The organism is Sphingomonas sp. Root720 (assembly GCF_001428605.1).
Taxonomy (GTDB): domain Bacteria; phylum Pseudomonadota; class Alphaproteobacteria; order Sphingomonadales; family Sphingomonadaceae; genus Rhizorhabdus.
Genome location: NZ_LMID01000001.1, coordinates 864,261 through 880,128, shown reverse-complemented (window position 1 = coordinate 880,128; position 15,868 = coordinate 864,261). Strand labels below are relative to the sequence as shown.

The window sequence follows — 15,868 nt, the reverse complement described above, 5'->3', positions numbered from 1 at the left end:
CTCCTCGCGCCTCAAGGGTTGAAATCTCGAGTCACGGGTTTGGCCGCTCCAGCCAGATCCGATCGAGATTTGGATCGAGATGCCCCTCCGGTTCCGGATGGATGGTGATGTCGACGCCGGGAAAGGCCTTGCGCAGCTTGGCCTCGACCTCGTCCATCACGCGGTGGGCCTCGCCCAGCGTCATCGCCGGATCGACCCAGACGTGGAACTGGACGAAATCGTCGCCACCGGCGGTGCGCGTCTTCATGTTGTGGATGCCGCGCAACTCGGGATGGCGGCTCGCGATCTCGATGAAGGCGCGGCGGCGTTCCTCCGGCCATTCGCGGTCCATCAGCTGGTCGATCGCGGTGCGGGACGCGCCGTAGGCGCCGTAGAGCAGCCACAGGCCGATGCCGATGCCGGCCGCCGCGTCGACCCCGCGCACCCCGGCCATGCCGTCGATCAGCAGCGCTGCGATCACCGCGGCGTTGAGCATCAGGTCGCTCTGGTAATGCATCCGGTCGGTGCCGATCGCGAGCGAGCCGGTCCGCGCGATCACGCGCCGCTGGTAGGTGACCAGCGCCAGGGTCAGCACCAGTGCGATCGCCGAGACGGCGATGCCGGCGCCGGCCTGGGCGGGCGCGGCTCCGTCGATCAGCCGCTCGGTCGCATGGACGATGATCCAGAAGGCGGAGATGCTGATCAGCATCACCTGGAAGAAGGCGGCGATCGCCTCCGCCTTGCCGTGGCCGAAGCGGTGCTGGCGATCAGCCGGGATCGCCGCCAGCCTTACGCTCCACAGCGTGACGAGCGAGGCGATCAGGTCGAGCGTGCTGTCGGCCAGCGAACCGAGCATCGCCGCCGAGCCGGTCGCCCAGCTGGCATAGCCCTTGAGCACGATCAGGCTCAGCGCCGTCGCGACCGAGGCGATGCCCGCCCGGACATTGTGGGCCAGCGTCATGACGGGCCCGTCATGGGTAGAGCAGGCCCTCGCTCCAGCCGTCGCCGTCGCCGTTGCGGACGAACAACCGCCGCTCGTGCAGGCGATGGGCGCGATCCTGCCAGAACTCGATCCGCTCGGGCGCGACGCGGAAGCCCGACCAGTGCGGCGGGCGCGGCACCGGGCCGCCCTCGAACCGCGCGGCGGTCTCGGCATAGCGGGCCTCGAAGGTCGCGCGATCGTCGAGCGGGCGCGACTGGTCCGACGCCCAGGCGCCGAGCTGGGAATCGCGGTGGCGGGTCGCGAAATAGGCGTCGCCCTCCGCCGCGCTCACCTTGCCGACCGGGCCCTCGATCCGGACCTGGCGGCGCAGCGACTTCCAGTGGAAGAGCAGCGCGGCCCGGCCGGTCGCGAAGATCTGGGTCGCCTTGCGGCTCTCGTAATTGGTGTAGAAGACGAAGCCGCGCTCGTCATGGCCCTTGAGCAGCACCATCCGTACCGACGGCTGCCCGTCGGCGCCGACCGTGGCCACCGCCATCGCCTCGGGATCGTTGATTTCGGCCGCCTTGGCTTCGGCGAACCAGCTTTGGAACAGGCTATGCGGATCGGTCGTCATGGTTTCACTCATATCACTGCGGCGGCGGCCTCGCTCCGGTCGGAATCGAGCGCCACCGCGATGCGGTCGAGCGCGAGGCCGAGCTGGGCCCGGTCGCTCGCGATGCCGAGGCATAGGCGCACGCCGGAGATCAGGGAAGGATCGATCAGCGGCGCGGAGGGCGGAGTCAGCTCGACGCCGCCACGCATCGCCCGGGCGGCCATCCGTTCGGCCTCCAGTTCGGCCATCGGCAGCCAGACATGCGGACAGCGCGGATCGGCGGGCGGGCTGACCGCATCGCCGAGCCGGTCGAGCGCCATCCCGCCGCGCGCCAGCATCTCCTCGCGCATCTCGGCGACGATCTCGTCGGCCGATCCGTCCTCGATCCACTGGCAGGAGACCATCGCGCCGAGCGCGGCGGGCGCGTAGATCCGCGCCCGGATCAGCCACAGGATGCGTTCCAGATGATCGTCGTCGGGGGCGATCAGGAAGCCGGTGCGCAGCCCCGGCGAGAGGCATTTGGACGTGCCGTTGATGTAGAAGCAGCGCTCGGGCGCATAGGCGGAGATCGGCGGTGGGGCATTGCCGACCGCATAGGCCGAATAGAGGTCGTCCTCGATGATCCAGAGCTGGCGGCGGCGGGCGATCGCGGCGATCTCGACGCGACGCCCGTCGCCCATGATCCGTCCGGTCGGGTTCTGCAGGGTCGGCAGCGTATAGAGCACCCGGGCGCCCGCGGCGGCGGCCTCGTCGAGCGCGTCGGGCAGCAGGCCCTGCTCGTCCATCGCCAGACCCGCCAGCCGGTAGCCGCCTGCCTGCGCGATCGATCGCGCGCCGAAATAGGTCGCGGCCTCGGTCATGATCGTCTCGCCGGGGCGGCACAGCGTGTCGAACGCCAGCGTCATGGCCTGCTGCCCGCCGCTGGTGACGACGAGGCGATCGGGACGCGCATCGGCGAAGCCGGCGATCCGGCGCAGCCAGGCGGCGGCGGTGCGGCGATGCGACTCGAGCCCCGCGGGCGGCGCATAATCGAGGACGGAGGCGAGGTCGGCGCGCTTGCCCAGCCGCGCGAGGGTCGAAGCGAAACGGCGCTGGGCGGGGCCGACCGGCGGGACGTTGCGGCTCATGTCGATGATAGCGTCGTTGCGATCGGCGCGGGGCGGCGTCTCGGCGACGAAGCTGCCCCGCCCGACGGTGGCGGTAAGCAGGCCCTGGCGCGCGGCCTCGCCATAGACCGAGGTCACGGTGCCGATGCCGATGCCCAGCCGGTGGGCGAGGTCGCGATGCGGGGGCAGGCGCGTGCCGGGCGGCAGGCGCCCTTCGGCGATGTCGCGCCGCAGGGCTGCGAGCAGCCGGCCCGACACCGTGTCGGCATCGTCCAGCAGAACCGGGATCCACATCCTCACACGCCTTCGATCGTTCGAAGCGATAGTGTCACTATGACAATATGCTCTTTGACTCGCATGACAATAGGCCGCAATGACGCGCTGTCAACGCCGATCGGCGGCGTGACAAAGGCGGACAAGGATCATGAGACAGATATGGACGACGGCCCTCGCTAGTTTCCTGCTGATCGGTTTCGCGGCCGTGGTCTCGGCCACCGCGATTGCCGTGACGGCCGAACCCGATATACGCTCGCAGGGCTGGGAAATGATGGTCGAGGCCCAGTATCGACTGGCCCACGACATGAGGCGGTGACAATGAGCCCCGATATCGTCCTTGCCCTCGTGACATTCTGCATCGTCTCGTCGGTGACCCCCGGTCCGAACAACATGATGCTGCTGTCGTCGGGGGGGACCTTCGGCTTCGGCCGCACCGTCCCGCATATCCTGGGGATCAGCTTCGGGTGCGTCGTCATGGTGCTGCTGCTCGGCATCGGGCTCGCCAGCGTGATCGCCCGGGCGCCGTGGCTGTACACGGGGCTGCACATCGTCTCGATCGCCTATCTTCTCTATCTCAGCTGGCGGATCGCGACCTCGGTCGGCGTCGGCGCGACCTCGGCGCGGACGAAGCCGCTGGGCATGATCGAGGCGGCGGCGTTCCAGTGGGTGAACCCCAAGGCGTGGGCGATGTGCCTCGGGATCGCCACCGGCTTCACCCGGCCCGGCCATCTCTACGTCGACGTGCCGGTCGCCGCCGTCGTCCTGGCGATGACGGGCCTGCCCTGCATCATGCTCTGGGCCGGCGGCGGCACGATGATGCGCCGGCTGCTCACCCGGCCCGGCGCATTGCGCGTCTTCAATATCGGCATGGCGTCGCTGCTCGTCGCGTCGCTGGTCCCCGGCGTGATCGAACTCGCGCAGCGGATCTGAGCGGATCCGAAGGCATATTTCTCCTTCGGCGTCTCGACGGCGACGATGGCCTGACCCGGCCCGCAGCAACTCTTCATTGCACTGCACAACGGGATGTGCTGACACTCGCTGATGATTCAGGCAGCGCTGCATCACCAGACGGTCTACCGCTACGACCATCCGGTTCAGCTGGGCCCCCAGGTGATCCGCCTGCGGCCGGCCCCGCACAGCCGCACCGCAGTCAATAATTATGCGCTCCGCATCCTGCCGGAAAACCACTTCGTCAACTGGCAGCAGGATCCGCACGGCAACTGGCTGGCGCGGATCGTCTTTCCCGAGCGGACCGACGAATTCTCGATCACGGTCGACCTGATCGCCGATCTGGTGGTGGTCAATCCGTTCGATTTCTTCGTCGAGGACTATGCCGAGGAGCGGCCGTTCACCTATGCGCCCGCGCTCGCCGCCGATCTCGCCGCCTATTTCGAGATCGAGCCGCAGGGAGCGCTGTTCGACGAATTCGTCGCCCGGTTCGCCGGCGTCCGCGCGCGCACCATCGATTTCCTCGTCGAGCTCAACGTCGCGATCAACCAGCGGGTCGGCTATGTCATCCGCATGGAACCGGGGGTGCAGACTCCCGAGGAGACGCTGTCGATCGGCTCGGGCAGCTGCCGCGATTCGGCCTGGCTGCTGGTGCAGGCGGCCCGCCGCCTCGGTTTCGCCGCGCGTTTCGTGTCGGGCTATTCGATCCAGCTGACGCCCGACATCGTTCCCATCGACGGCCCGAAGGGCGTGGCGGCCGATGTCTGCGACCTTCATGCCTGGGCAGAGGTCTATGTGCCCGGCGCCGGCTGGATCGGCATGGACGCGACATCGGGCATGTTCGCGGGGGAGGGGCATATCCCGCTCGCCGCGACCCCGCATTTCCGCTCGGCCACGCCGATCGAGGGGGCTTTGCTCGAACCGGCCCATGTCGATTTCCACTTCGACATGACCGTCCAGCGCATCGCCGAGGCGGTGCGCATCACCAAGCCCTTCACCGATGCCCGCTGGGCGGCGCTCGACGCGCTCGGCGAGAAGGTCGATGCCGACCTGGTCGCGCAGGACGTCCGGCTGACGATGGGGGGCGAGCCGACCTTCGTCGCGCTCGACGACCCCGAGGCGCCCGAATGGAACGGCGACGCGGTCGGCCCGACCAAGGCGGGCTATGCCGACCGGCTGATCCGCAAGCTGCGCGAGCGCTATGCGCCCGGCGGCATGCTCCACCACGGCCAGGGCAAATGGTATCCGGGCGAAAGCCTGCCGCGCTGGGGCTATTCGGTGTATTGGCGCAGCGATGGCGTGCCCGTCTGGAAGGACGCCGGCCTGATCGCGGGCGGCGAGACTGGCAAGGCGGTGACCACCGACGAGGCCGGGACCTTCCTGGCCGAGATCGCCGAAAGCCTCGGTGTCGGCGGCGAGATGGTCCAGCAGGCCTATGAGGACGGCATCGAGTGGGCGGTCAAGGAAGCCCAGCTGCCCGAGAATGTCGACCCGACCGATCCGAAGATCGACGACCCCGAGGCGCGCCACCGCATGGTGAAGGCGTTCGAGCACGGGCTGAGCAAGCCGGTCGGCCATGTCCTGCCGATCCAGCGCTGGCAGGCGGCGCAGGCGCCCGAACCGCGCCGCTGGCGCTCGGAGCGGTGGCAGGTGCGGCGCGGCAAGCTGTTCGTGATGCCGGGCGACGCGTCGATCGGCTATCGCCTGCCGCTCGGTTCGCTGCCCTATGTGCCGCCGGCCGACTATCCCTATCTCCACGTCCAGGACAGCACCGAGGTTCGCGGCCCCCTTCCCGATTTTCCGGCGCGCGAGGCCGAGGCGCTGGCGCAGCGCTCGGAGGCGGTGGCGCCGGCCGCGGGCGGCATGGCCGCGCAGGACCGGCAGGAACAGAAGATCATCGAGGGCGCGGTCCGCACCGCGATGACGGCCGAATCGCGCGGCGACCATATCGCGGTCTTCCTGCCGCCGACCGAGAAGCTCGAGGATTATCTCGAGCTGGTCGCCGAGATCGAGGCGACCGCGGCGCGGACCGGCGTGCCCGTGCGGATCGAGGGCTATGGTCCGCCGCCCGACCCGCGCCTCAACGTCCTCAAGGTGACCCCGGACCCGGGCGTGATCGAAGTGAACGTCCACCCCGCCGCGAGCTGGGCCGAGACGGTCGACATCACCACCGGCCTCTACGACCTGGCGCGCGAGACCGGGCTGACCGCCGACAAGTTCATGGTCGACGGCCGCGCGATCGGCACCGGCGGCGGCAATCACATCGTCCTGGGCGGCCGGTCGGTGAACGATTCTCCGTTCATCCGCCGGCCCGACCTGCTCAAGAGCTTCATCCTCTACTGGCAGCGCCATCCCGCGCTCAGCTATCTTTTCTCGGGACTGTTCATCGGCCCGACCAGCCAGGCGCCGCGCATCGACGAGGCGCGCCATGACGGCCTCTACGAACTCGAGATCGCGCTGGCGCAGGTGCCGGCGCCGGGCGAGGGCGCGGCGCCGCCGCCCTGGGTGGTCGACCGGCTGTTCCGCAACCTCCTGGTCGACGTCACCGGCAACACCCACCGCACCGAGATATGTATAGACAAAATGTTCTCGCCGGACGGACCGACCGGACGGCTGGGGCTGCTCGAGTTCCGTGGCTTCGAAATGCCGCCCGAGCCCAAGATGAGCCTCGCCCAGCAATTGCTGCTGCGCGCGCTCACCGCCTGGTTCTGGCGCCAGCCGCAAAAGGGCGGGCTGGTCCGCTGGGGAACCGCGCTCCACGACCGCTTCCTGCTGCCGCATTTCGTCTGGGCCGATTTCATGGAGGTGCTGTCGGACCTTCGCCATGTCGGCTATGATTTCGACCCCGCCTGGTTCGAGGCGCAGCGCCAGTTCCGCTTCCCGGTCCATGGCACCGTCTCGGCGGGCGGCGTGACGCTCGAGGTCGCGCATGCGCTGGAGCCCTGGCATGTGCTGGGCGAGACCGGGGCGATCGGGGGCACCGTGCGCTATGTCGACAGCTCGACCGAGCGGCTCCAGGTCAAGGTCTCGGGGCTGGTGCCCGGCCGCCATGTCGTCGCGGTCAACGGCCGCGCGATGCCGATGACGCCGACCGGCGTGCCCGGCGAGGCGGTCGGCGGGGTGCGCTACAAGGCGTGGAAGCCGGCCAATTGCCTCCATCCGCTGCTCGACGCCGATGCGCCGCTGACCATCGAGGTTCTCGACAAGTGGAACGAACGTTCGCTAGGCGGGTGCGTCTATCATGTCGCGCATCCGGGGGGACGCAGTTATGACACCGTTCCGGTCAACGATCTCGAAGCCGAGGCACGGCGGCGGGCACGGTTCCAGGACCATGGCCATACGCCGGGTCCGATGACGATTCCGATGCCGGAACGCGCCAGCGAGTTTCCGATGACGCTCGACCTGCGCGCCCCGCCGGGCTGGTAGCACCGTCATGCAGGGGGACATGATGGCGGAATTGCCGGGCATGCCGAGCCTGGGCGAAGGCTGGCTCCACTCCTACATCGCCAAGGCGGGAACCGCCGACGCGCTGCGCGGCGACGTGGGGCGCGGCGCCAAATGGTGGAACGCGCTGTTCGAGGGGATCGGGCGGCTCAGCGAGGGCCGCCTCGACCTGCTCCAGCAGCGCATGGCGCGGCAGGTGCAGGAACTGGGCACCGCCTTCCGCCTGCCCGGCGAGGAACGCGAGCGGCCCTGGCCGGTCTCGGCGGTGCCGCTGCTGATCGGCGAGGACGACTGGGCGATCATCGCCGCCGGCGTCGCCCAGCGCGCCGAACTGCTCGAACGGCTGCTCGACGACATCTTCGGCGAACAGACGATCGTGTCCAGAGGCGCGGTCCCCGCCGCGCTGGTCACCGGCAGCCGTGCCTTCTGGCGCTCGCAGATCGGAATCAAGCCGCCCGGCGGCTATCATCTCCACATCTACGCGGTCGACCTGGGCCGCGACCCGAGCGGCGAGTGGCGGGTGCTCGACGACCATGTCCGCGCGCCGGTCGGCGCCGGCTATGCGCTGGAGAACCGGCTGGCCTCCACCCGCCTGATGGGGGGACTCCAGACCCGTCTCCACGTCGAGCGGCTCGCCCCCTTCTTCTCGGCGTTCCGCGAGGGCCTGGCGGCGGTGTGCCGTCGCTCCGACCCGCGCATCGGCCTGCTGACGCCGGGCCGCTACAACCAGAGCTATGCCGAACAGGCGCATCTCGCCCGCTATCTGGGCCTGCTGCTGGTCGAGGGCAGCGACCTCGCGGTGCGCGAGGACGGGCTGTTCGTCCGCACGATCGAGGGGCTGAAGCGGGTCGACGCCCTGTGGCGCCGGATCGATTCGCGCTATCTCGATCCGCTGGCCTTCGACGCCACCTCGGCGATCGGCGTGCCGGGGCTGATGGACGCGATGGCGGCGGGGCAGGCGGTGATCGCCAACAGCCCCGGCGCGGGCGCGGTCGAATCGACCGCGATGGCGGCCTTCCTGCCCGCGCTTGCGCAGCGCCTGCTGGGCGAGCACCTGATCCTCCCCAACATCGCCACCTGGTGGTGCGGGCAGGATGGGCCGCGCGCACAGGTCGAGGCGCGCCTCGACGAGCTGTTGATCGCGCCGGCCTTCACCGATGCGCCGGTCGGCCTGCCGCGCGGCCGTCCGGTGCTCGCCTCGACCCTGAGCCGGGCGGAGCGCGAAGCCCTGCTCGCCGACATGCGCAACCGGCCGACCGACTATGCGGCGATGGAGGACGTCCATCTGTCGACGACGCCGGCCGTGCTCGACGGCCAGCTTGTGCCGCGGCCCTTCACCCTCCGGGTGTTCGCGGCGCGCGACGGCGAGGGCAAGTGGACGGTGATGCCCGGCGGCTTCGCCCGCATCGGCGACGACAGCGACGCGCGCGTCACGGTGATGGGCGAGGGCGCCTTTTCGGCCGATGTCTGCGTGGTCGGCACCAAGGCGGTCGATCCCGTCTCGCTGCTGCCGCAGAAGGTGCCGATCCGCCGCAACCCCGGCACCCTGCCGAGCCGCGCGGCCGACAATCTCTACTGGCTCGGCCGCTATCTGGAGCGCGGCGAGGCGACCCTGCGGCTCGTCCGCGCGACCCTGGGGGGCTCGATCGTCGCCGACGGCGGCGCGGCGCTGTTCCCGCTGACCCTCGACCGGCTCGGCACGATGCTGATCGCTTCGGGGGCCGCCACGATCGAGAAACCCGAGCAGGAGGAGGGCGAGGAAGCGGAGGAGGATTCCGGCGAAACCCACGACCTGCGCGAGCTGGCCTTGCTCGCGCTCGACGGGGACGGCCCGGCGAGCATCGCGAGCCTGATGCGCCACGCCCGCCTGATCGCCAGCGGCACCCGCGATCGCCTGTCGGGCGACGTCTGGCGCCTCGTCGACGCGCCGCTGCCCAAGGCACTGTCCGACGATGCCGAGGCGACCCTGGCGCGTGCGGTGGACCTGCAGGAGCGCTTCTCCGCGCTTGCCGGCCTGTCGGCCGAGAATATGGGCCGGACCGCAGGCTGGCGCTTCCACGACATGGGGCGGCGGATCGAACGCGCGCTGTGGGGATGCCGGCAGGTCCGGATCTTCGGCGGCAAGGACGCGTCGGCGGACGACCTGACGACCCTGCTCGACCTGTTCGACAGCCAGATCAGCTACCGGGCGCGCTATCTCGCCGGGCTGGCGCTCGAGCCGGTGCGCGACCTCGTCGCGCTCGATCCCTATAATCCGCGCTCGGTCGCCTTCCAGATGGCGCGTATCGCCGAACATCTCGCCGAGCTGCCGCCGCTGCGCGACGACGGCATGGCGGAAGCGCATGTGATGATCTTCTACCGGATCGAATCCGCGATCCGCACCGCGACCGCGGAGACGCTCGACGGCACGATGGTGCTCGGGCTGGAGAATATGTTGTCCGAACTGTCCAACGCGATCAGCGCGCGCTTTTTCCTGCAAGGCAGCGAAGGGTTGCGCATGTCCGGCATGACCCTGGCCTGATCGAACGCCCGCGATGCTCTATCAGGTCCGCCACCGCACGCTGTTCCGCTACGCCTATCCGGTCAGCTTCGCCCGCTGCAACCTGCGGCTGCAGCCGGCCGAATGGGCGGGACAGCGGCTGGAAAGCTTCGCGCTGGACCTGTCGCCCACCGCGCGGATCACGGGCACGCCGCCGATCGGCTATATCGGCCACGTCGCGCGGATGGTGGTGGAGAAGCCATCGCGCGAGCTGGCGATCGAGAGTCGCTTCCGCATCCGGGTCGACCGCCCCGTGCCGCTGCCGCTGCCCGGCGATCCGACCGTGGCCGAGGTCGCCGCCGCCGGACGCACCACGCTCGACATCGGGGTCGAGAGCCCGGCCAACTATATCTATCCCTCGCCGTCGATCCCGCTCAGCGCGGCGATCACCGCCTGGTGTTCCGAACTGCTCGACCCCGGCCGGGGCATCGTCGAGGCGGGGCTCGCGCTGGCGACGCGCATCCACGATCGTTTCACCTATGACGGCAGCGCGACGACGGTCGACACCAGCCCGATCGAGGCGTTCGAGAAGCGCCACGGCGTCTGCCAGGATTTCGCGCAGATCATGATCGCCGGACTGCGCGGCGTCGGCGTGCCCGCCGCCTATGTGTCGGGCTATCTGCGCACCATCCCGCCACCCGGCAAGCCACGGCTGGTGGGCGCCGACGCGACCCACGCCTGGGTGGTGATCTGGTGCGGCGCCGAGCGCGGCTGGCTGGGCTTCGACCCGACCAACGCCTGCATGGTGGGCAGCGACCATATCGTCACGGCCATGGGCCGCGACTATGCCGACGTCGCGCCGATCGACGGGGTCTTCACCGGCCAGGAAGGGCAGAAGATCGACGTTGCGGTCGATGTGGAGCCGCTGGAATAGGGGCGCTCGAAGGGCCATTGGCAACGGCCACTTACTGAAGCTAAGCCCTCGGGGCCATTCAAGTTGGAGGAACAATGCAGCGGTCCGATGTCGTCCAGGCTATTCTCGATCTGTACGAGGCCCCCTCCTATCTCGAAATAGGGGTGGAGACCGGCGAAACCTTCCACGCGATCCGTGCCGCGCGCAAGGTGGCGGTCGACGTCAAATTCGCGTTCGACCTCGACGCTGCCCGCACCGCCGTCGCCGGACAGGACGTCCACTTCCACGAATGCCCCAGCGACGGCTATTTCGAGCGGATCGCCGAAGACGATCGTTTCGATGTCGTCTTCATCGACGGCCTGCATACCTTCGACCAGACCTTGCGCGACCTGCTCAACGCGATCCAGCATCTGCGAGACGATGGCGTGATCGTGATCGACGACGTGCTGCCGCCGAGCTACGCGGCATCGCTGCCCTCGCTCGAACAGAATATCGCCTTCCGAAAGGCGCGCGGAATCCAGCCCATCGACTGGATGGGCGACGTCTACCGGCTGGTCTTCTTCATTCGCGACTATCTGCCGGGCTTCAGTTTCGCGACGCTTGTCGAAAACCACGGCGAAACCGTCCTGTGGCGGGGAACCCGCGCCCTGGACGCCGCGCCGCGATCGGTCGAGCAGATCAGCCGCATGAGCTTCGCGGACTGCCAGTTCCATCGCGACGACTTCAACATCACGTCGTTCGACGAGATCATGAAACGGCTGCGCGGCCGCTGAAAGGTGTCCGGGCGGACCGCCCGGATCCCGTTCGGGAGGTTCAGCGCCAGCCGCGGTGGGTGGCGCGCGGGGCCTGCCGCCAGTCGGGCCGGCGGACGCGTTCGCGTTGCTGCTGCGCCATCGACTTCATGTTGCGGAAGCCGCGCGCGCGGCGGCGGTGCTGCTTCTCGCGCCAGTGAAGGCCGAGGTTGACGATCAGCGATCCCAGCATGATCGAGCCGACGACGGCGATGGCGCCCCATTGTATCGCCTGTTCCTGCACGGGCTTCTCCTTCCGGTACCGGATCATGCTTTACCAGTTTCCGGGTTGAGCCGGCGTTAACAAGTGCAACGCGCGCGGGCCCGCACGGCGCCAGGGTCTCGCGATCGCCCGCGACGGAGCGGGATGCGCCGATCGGCGCTGGCCAACCGCCCGACTTTTATCTAGCTGCGCGCTCCACGATGATGCCGCGCCGGATCGCCCATTCCCTGTCCTGCCTTGCGCTGGCGGCCGCCTCGCCGGCGCTGGCCGACGACGGGCGGCTGAGCCTCGTCGGCGAGATGCGGCTGCGCGCCGAGGCGATCGACGGGCAGGCGCGCGCGGGCTTCGACAGCCGGGACACGCTGCTCAGCCTGCGGACCAGGCTGCGCGCCGACTATGACGCGGGCGCGGTGCGCTTCGGCGCCGAGATGTTCGACAGCCGCGCCTATGGCGCCGATCCGGGCACGCCGCTGTCGACCAGCGAGGTCAATACGTTCGAGCTGGTCCAGGCCTATATCGCCGGGGACATCGACGAGCCCTGGGGCGAGGGGACGCGCCTGTCGCTGACGGCCGGACGCATGATGCTCAACCTCGGCTCGCGCCGGATCGTCGCCGCCGACGATTATCGCAACACCACCAGCGGCTATACCGGGATGCGGGCGGACCTGACCGCGCCGAAGGGCATCAGGGCGAGCTTCATCTACACGCTGCCGCAGATGCGCCGTCCCGACGATCCCGCGGACCTGCGCGACAACCGGCCGAAGATCGACCGCGAGAGTTTCGACGCGGTGCTGTGGGGCGGACTGATCAGTCGCGACGCCATGATCGGCCGGGCGATGCTGGAAATCAGCTTCTACCATTTCGGCGAGCGCGATTCGCCGCGGCTGGCGACGCGGGACCGGTCGCTCGACAGCTTCGGCGGGCGGCTCATCGCCGAGCCGGCGCCGGGGCGCGTCGACTATGAGGTCGAACTGCTCGGCCAGCGCGGATCGATCAGCCGGTCGCTCGCCGCCGATGCCGGCCGGCAGGCGGTGCGGGCGAGCTTCGTCCACGCCGATATCGGCTACAGCTTCCGCACCGCCTGGAAACCACGCCTGGCGATCGAGTTCGACCGGGCGAGCGGCGACCGGGCCGGGGGGCGCTATGGCCGGTTCGATACCCTGTTCGGCATGCGCCGCGCCGATCTGGCGCCCTCGGGCATCTACGCCGCGATCGGCCGCGCCAATATCGTGACGCCGGGCATCCGCCTCGAAGCCGCGCCCAGCCGCCGGCTCGACGGGTTCGTGGTCTATCGGCCGATGTGGCTGGCGGCCGACCAGGACGCCTTTTCCACGACGGGGGTCCGCGATCCGGCCGGCCGGTCGGGGGACTTCGCCGGCCATCAGGTCGAGGGGCGGCTGCGCTATACGCTGGTGCCGGAGCGGCTGCGGCTGGAGGTCGACGCTGTGCTGCTCGCCAAGGGCCGCTTCCTGCGGGAGGCCCCCAACGCCACGCGGAAACGCTGGACGCGCTACGGCTCGTTCAACCTGACCGCCAGCTTCTGATTTCTTTTTGTTTCCGGGCTTGTTCCGGCGCCGGACCGCCCTATCTCGAAGGTGCGGGCCGGGCCCCTCTGGCGTTCCTTCGGGAACGTGATGTCGGACCGCATCGGGTAGACCGGTGCAGGTTCGTCTTTCCTACCTCGCCGCCGGCACACCCGATCGATGCAACCATCGAAGGGAATGAGCCATGACTGCCATGACGTACCGCCTCTCCGTGATCCACCACCGGTTGGACACCGAGATCCGCCGCGAGCTCAAGCGCCGGATCCCGGACAGCATCCGCCTGCTGCGGCTCAAGAAGCTGCGGCTGATGGTGAAGGATCGCCTCGCCGGCAATTACCGTACCGCGTTCTCGGGCTGAGGCTCGGGCGTCGGGCGGGCCGATGCGGCGGCGGGGCGTGCTGCCCCGCCGTCCCTGGCCCTGGCCGCGAGCCGGTTCACATAGTCGATCTTGGCGGTGATCGCCGGCGACAGCCGGAAGGGATAGAGATCGGGCTGGCCCATGCTGCGGTTGACCGTGTTGAGCGCGAAGCTCCACGGCACCATCTGCGCGGCCAACAGGTCTGTGGGCGCCCGGTAGGGATCGAAGTCCACGGCCGGGCCGGCCTCGCCTTCCGGGCCCGGAAAGGGCGCCATCCGCATGTCGAAGCCGGCGAGCGTCGCCAGCGTGTCGACCATGTGGAGATAATGGGCGAAGGTCTCTGCAAAGTCCTCCCAGGGGTGGGCGGTCGCGTAGAAGCTCACATAATCATCGGTCCACACCTTGTCGCTGTTCGGGCCGTAATGATCGGCCAGCGCCTGGGCATAGTCGATCGTCTCGTCGCCGAAGACCTCGCGGAACGCAGCCAGCTCGGCAGGGTCCGTCTCGACGAGGCGCGCCCAGTAGTGATGACCGACCTCATGCCGGAAATGGCCGAGCAGGGTGCGATAGGGTTCGCCCATCGCGCGCCGCGCCTTTTCGCGCTCGACATCGTCCGCCTCGATCAGGTTGAGCGTCACCACCCCGCCGTCGTGGCCGGTGGTGATCTGTGCGGTGCCCTGTTGCTCGGCCGAGGGGTCGTAGAGAAAATCGAAGGCGAGTCCCTGGATGTTGTCGGCTTCCTCGGCCTTCGTCTCCAGCGGCAGGCCGAGCTTGATCAGCGTGTGGAACATGCGCCGCTTGGCCTCCTCGATCCTGGCCCAGCGCGGCGGCACCGACGGAACCGACAGGTCGGGAATCGTCCGGTTGTGCCGGCAGGCGCGGCAATAGGGCGTGCTGTCGTCGGTCGCGACCAGCCAGTTGCAGACGCCGTGATGGTCGTTGTTCGCGCAGACCGCCACGTCGTGGGGCTGGCCGTCGCCGTCGCGCCAGGTGGTGGCGCCGTCGCCGAGGAACAGGAACCCGTCCGAGGCGGGGTCATAGCCCAGCGTGAAGGCGCAGGCGGGGCAGACGCGCGCCTCGAAATGCAACAGGCGCGCGCAATTGGGGCAGGGATAAGGTGCCATGGATGGCCAACTCGCTTGTAGTTCGTTGATTTAGGTATCAGAACGCGGGGCGCCTCCGGCGGGTTGCCCGCCGAAGACACCAAATTTTCACTTGCGGAATGGCAAGCCGGTACACATCTCGCATGTTGCATATTTGCAACAGGTGCGACGGCAGGATGACGACGACAACGATGGCGGACCTCTATTCGAAGCTGGGCGTGAAGCGGGGGGCGGACGAGGCCGAGATCAAGAAGGCCTATCGCAAGCTCGCCAAGGAGCTGCACCCCGACCGCAACCAGGACAAGCCCAATGCGGCGGAGCGCTTCGCGGAGCTGACCTCGGCCTACGACCTGCTGTCCGATCGCGACAAGCGCGCCCAATATGATCGCGGCGAGATCGACGAGCAGGGCAATCCGAAAGGGCCGTTCGGCTTCGGCGGCCGTGGCGGCGGCGGCTTCAATCCCGGCGCGGGGCCCGGCGGCGCGAGCTTCGAATTCGGCGAGGGCGCCGACTTCGGCGATATCTTCGAGGGCATTTTCGGGCGCTCGCGCGGTGGCGGCGGGCCGGGCGCCGGCGCTGGCGCCGGCCGGCGCGGCGGCTTCGGCGGCTTCGGAACCCAGGGCGGCACCCGGCCGGCAAAGGGTGCCGACATTTCCTATCGCCTCGCCGTCCCGTTCGAGGACGCGGCGGCGCTCACGCCGCAGCGCATAACCCTGGCCAATGGCAAGACGATCGACGTCAAGCTTCCCAACGGGGTCGAATCGGGCACGCAGATGCGCCTGGCCGGGCAGGGCGAGGACGGCCCGGGCGGCAAGGGCGACGCGATCGTCACCGTCGACGTGCGGCCGCACCGCTTCTTCCGCCGCGACGAGGACGATGTCCGGCTCGACCTGCCCGTCGCGATCGACGAGGCGGTGGCCGGCGCCAAGGTGAAGGTGCCGACGGTCGACGGCGCGGTGATGCTGGCGATCCCCAAGGGCACCAGCTCGGGCAAGACGCTGCGGCTCAAGGGACGGGGCTTCCACCGCAAGGACGGCAGCCGCGGCGACCAGCTCGTCACGGTGATGATCGACATTCCGGCGGACGATGCCGAACTCGAGGCCTTCATCGAAAAATGGTCCGGGAAGGGCCAGCGCAACCCGCGGGCCAATCTGGGCGTTTAGGAAAGA

14 protein-coding genes are annotated in these 15,868 nt (G+C 69.2%); 9 read left to right on the top strand and 5 right to left on the bottom strand.

The annotated features are described in order from the left end of the window. Positions 1-31: 31 nt before the first annotated feature. Genes ASE22_RS03985 through ASE22_RS03975 form a run of 3 tightly spaced genes read right to left on the bottom strand, consistent with a single transcriptional unit; the run spans position 32 to position 2,914 of the window. Positions 32-940 carry a cation diffusion facilitator family transporter gene (locus tag ASE22_RS03985; RefSeq protein WP_056355244.1) on the bottom strand — a complete coding sequence of 303 codons (909 nt, stop codon included), beginning with the start codon at positions 938-940 and terminating at the stop codon, positions 32-34. Positions 941-950: 10 nt separating this feature from the next. Continuing rightward, positions 951-1,547, bottom strand: coding sequence for a pyridoxamine 5'-phosphate oxidase (pdxH, locus tag ASE22_RS03980; protein ID WP_056355240.1), 597 nt, complete (start codon positions 1,545-1,547; stop codon positions 951-953). Then, positions 1,544-2,914, bottom strand: a complete 1,371-nt coding sequence (locus ASE22_RS03975; protein ID WP_056355237.1) for an aminotransferase-like domain-containing protein — start codon at positions 2,912-2,914, stop codon at positions 1,544-1,546. The genes pdxH and ASE22_RS03975 overlap by 4 nt, the downstream gene beginning before the upstream one ends. 130 nt (positions 2,915-3,044) lie before the next feature. Here ASE22_RS03975 and ASE22_RS27265 point away from each other — a divergent pair, with 130 nt between their 5' ends. From ASE22_RS27265 to ASE22_RS03950, 6 genes are all read left to right on the top strand, one after another. Further along, positions 3,045-3,212, top strand: a complete 168-nt coding sequence (locus ASE22_RS27265) for a hypothetical protein (RefSeq protein ID WP_200933237.1) — start codon at positions 3,045-3,047, stop codon at positions 3,210-3,212. 2 nt (positions 3,213-3,214) lie between these two features. Then, positions 3,215-3,826: a LysE family translocator gene (locus tag ASE22_RS03970; RefSeq protein ID WP_056355235.1), complete on the top strand. Its 612-nt coding sequence runs from the start codon at positions 3,215-3,217 to the stop codon at positions 3,824-3,826. Positions 3,827-3,937: 111 nt separating this feature from the next. Beyond that, a complete protein-coding gene (locus ASE22_RS03965) occupies positions 3,938-7,270 on the top strand; it encodes a transglutaminase family protein (RefSeq protein WP_056355233.1) in 3,333 nt (1,110 codons plus the stop codon). Positions 7,271-7,277: 7 nt separating this feature from the next. Then, positions 7,278-9,809: a circularly permuted type 2 ATP-grasp protein gene (locus ASE22_RS03960; protein ID WP_056355230.1), complete on the top strand. Its 2,532-nt coding sequence runs from the start codon at positions 7,278-7,280 to the stop codon at positions 9,807-9,809. A gap of 13 nt (positions 9,810-9,822) precedes the next feature. Then, entirely contained in the window at positions 9,823-10,701 is an 879-nt protein-coding gene (locus tag ASE22_RS03955; protein ID WP_056355227.1) for a transglutaminase family protein, read from the top strand. 74 nt (positions 10,702-10,775) lie between these two features. Further along, positions 10,776-11,453 carry a class I SAM-dependent methyltransferase gene (locus ASE22_RS03950; RefSeq protein WP_056355224.1) on the top strand — a complete coding sequence of 226 codons (678 nt, stop codon included), beginning with the start codon at positions 10,776-10,778 and terminating at the stop codon, positions 11,451-11,453. A 40-nt stretch (positions 11,454-11,493) separates the two neighbouring features. On the opposite strand, the gene ASE22_RS03945 is transcribed toward ASE22_RS03950, so the two are convergent. Then, a complete protein-coding gene (locus ASE22_RS03945) occupies positions 11,494-11,742 on the bottom strand; it encodes a hypothetical protein (protein WP_235537481.1) in 249 nt (82 codons plus the stop codon). Positions 11,743-11,894: 152 nt separating this feature from the next. Here ASE22_RS03945 and ASE22_RS03940 point away from each other — a divergent pair, with 152 nt between their 5' ends. Beyond that, positions 11,895-13,238: an alginate export family protein gene (locus ASE22_RS03940; RefSeq protein ID WP_235536504.1), complete on the top strand. Its 1,344-nt coding sequence runs from the start codon at positions 11,895-11,897 to the stop codon at positions 13,236-13,238. A 184-nt stretch (positions 13,239-13,422) separates the two neighbouring features. Next, positions 13,423-13,596, top strand: coding sequence for a DUF465 domain-containing protein (locus ASE22_RS26015; RefSeq protein WP_082545686.1), 174 nt, complete (start codon positions 13,423-13,425; stop codon positions 13,594-13,596). Here ASE22_RS26015 and ASE22_RS03935 read toward each other — a convergent pair. Continuing rightward, entirely contained in the window at positions 13,572-14,720 is a 1,149-nt protein-coding gene (locus ASE22_RS03935) for a zinc-binding metallopeptidase family protein (RefSeq protein WP_056355221.1), read from the bottom strand. The two genes, ASE22_RS26015 and ASE22_RS03935, sit on opposite strands and share 25 nt — an antisense overlap. A 170-nt stretch (positions 14,721-14,890) precedes the next feature. On the opposite strand from ASE22_RS03935, the gene ASE22_RS03930 reads away from it, so the two are divergent. Then, positions 14,891-15,862 (top strand): DnaJ C-terminal domain-containing protein, encoded by a 972-nt coding sequence (locus ASE22_RS03930; RefSeq protein WP_056355218.1) that lies wholly within the window; start codon positions 14,891-14,893, stop codon positions 15,860-15,862. The last annotated feature ends 6 nt before the right edge of the window (positions 15,863-15,868 follow it).

What these genes read in the sequence shown, in the direction of transcription:
- ASE22_RS03985 (WP_056355244.1), bottom strand. Translation starts at nt 940, where the DNA reads ATGACGCTGGCCCACAATGTCCGGGCGGGCATCGCCTCGGTCGCGACG.
- pdxH (WP_056355240.1), bottom strand. Translation starts at nt 1,547, where the DNA reads ATGAGTGAAACCATGACGACCGATCCGCATAGCCTGTTCCAAAGCTGG.
- ASE22_RS03975 (WP_056355237.1), bottom strand. Translation starts at nt 2,914, where the DNA reads ATGTGGATCCCGGTTCTGCTGGACGATGCCGACACGGTGTCGGGCCGG.
- ASE22_RS27265 (WP_200933237.1), top strand. Translation starts at nt 3,045, where the DNA reads ATGAGACAGATATGGACGACGGCCCTCGCTAGTTTCCTGCTGATCGGT.
- ASE22_RS03970 (WP_056355235.1), top strand. Translation starts at nt 3,215, where the DNA reads ATGAGCCCCGATATCGTCCTTGCCCTCGTGACATTCTGCATCGTCTCG.
- ASE22_RS03965 (WP_056355233.1), top strand. Translation starts at nt 3,938, where the DNA reads ATGATTCAGGCAGCGCTGCATCACCAGACGGTCTACCGCTACGACCAT.
- ASE22_RS03960 (WP_056355230.1), top strand. Translation starts at nt 7,278, where the DNA reads ATGCAGGGGGACATGATGGCGGAATTGCCGGGCATGCCGAGCCTGGGC.
- ASE22_RS03955 (WP_056355227.1), top strand. Translation starts at nt 9,823, where the DNA reads ATGCTCTATCAGGTCCGCCACCGCACGCTGTTCCGCTACGCCTATCCG.
- ASE22_RS03950 (WP_056355224.1), top strand. Translation starts at nt 10,776, where the DNA reads ATGCAGCGGTCCGATGTCGTCCAGGCTATTCTCGATCTGTACGAGGCC.
- ASE22_RS03945 (WP_235537481.1), bottom strand. Translation starts at nt 11,742, where the DNA reads ATGATCCGGTACCGGAAGGAGAAGCCCGTGCAGGAACAGGCGATACAA.
- ASE22_RS03940 (WP_235536504.1), top strand. Translation starts at nt 11,895, where the DNA reads ATGATGCCGCGCCGGATCGCCCATTCCCTGTCCTGCCTTGCGCTGGCG.
- ASE22_RS26015 (WP_082545686.1), top strand. Translation starts at nt 13,423, where the DNA reads ATGACTGCCATGACGTACCGCCTCTCCGTGATCCACCACCGGTTGGAC.
- ASE22_RS03935 (WP_056355221.1), bottom strand. Translation starts at nt 14,720, where the DNA reads ATGGCACCTTATCCCTGCCCCAATTGCGCGCGCCTGTTGCATTTCGAG.
- ASE22_RS03930 (WP_056355218.1), top strand. Translation starts at nt 14,891, where the DNA reads ATGGCGGACCTCTATTCGAAGCTGGGCGTGAAGCGGGGGGCGGACGAG.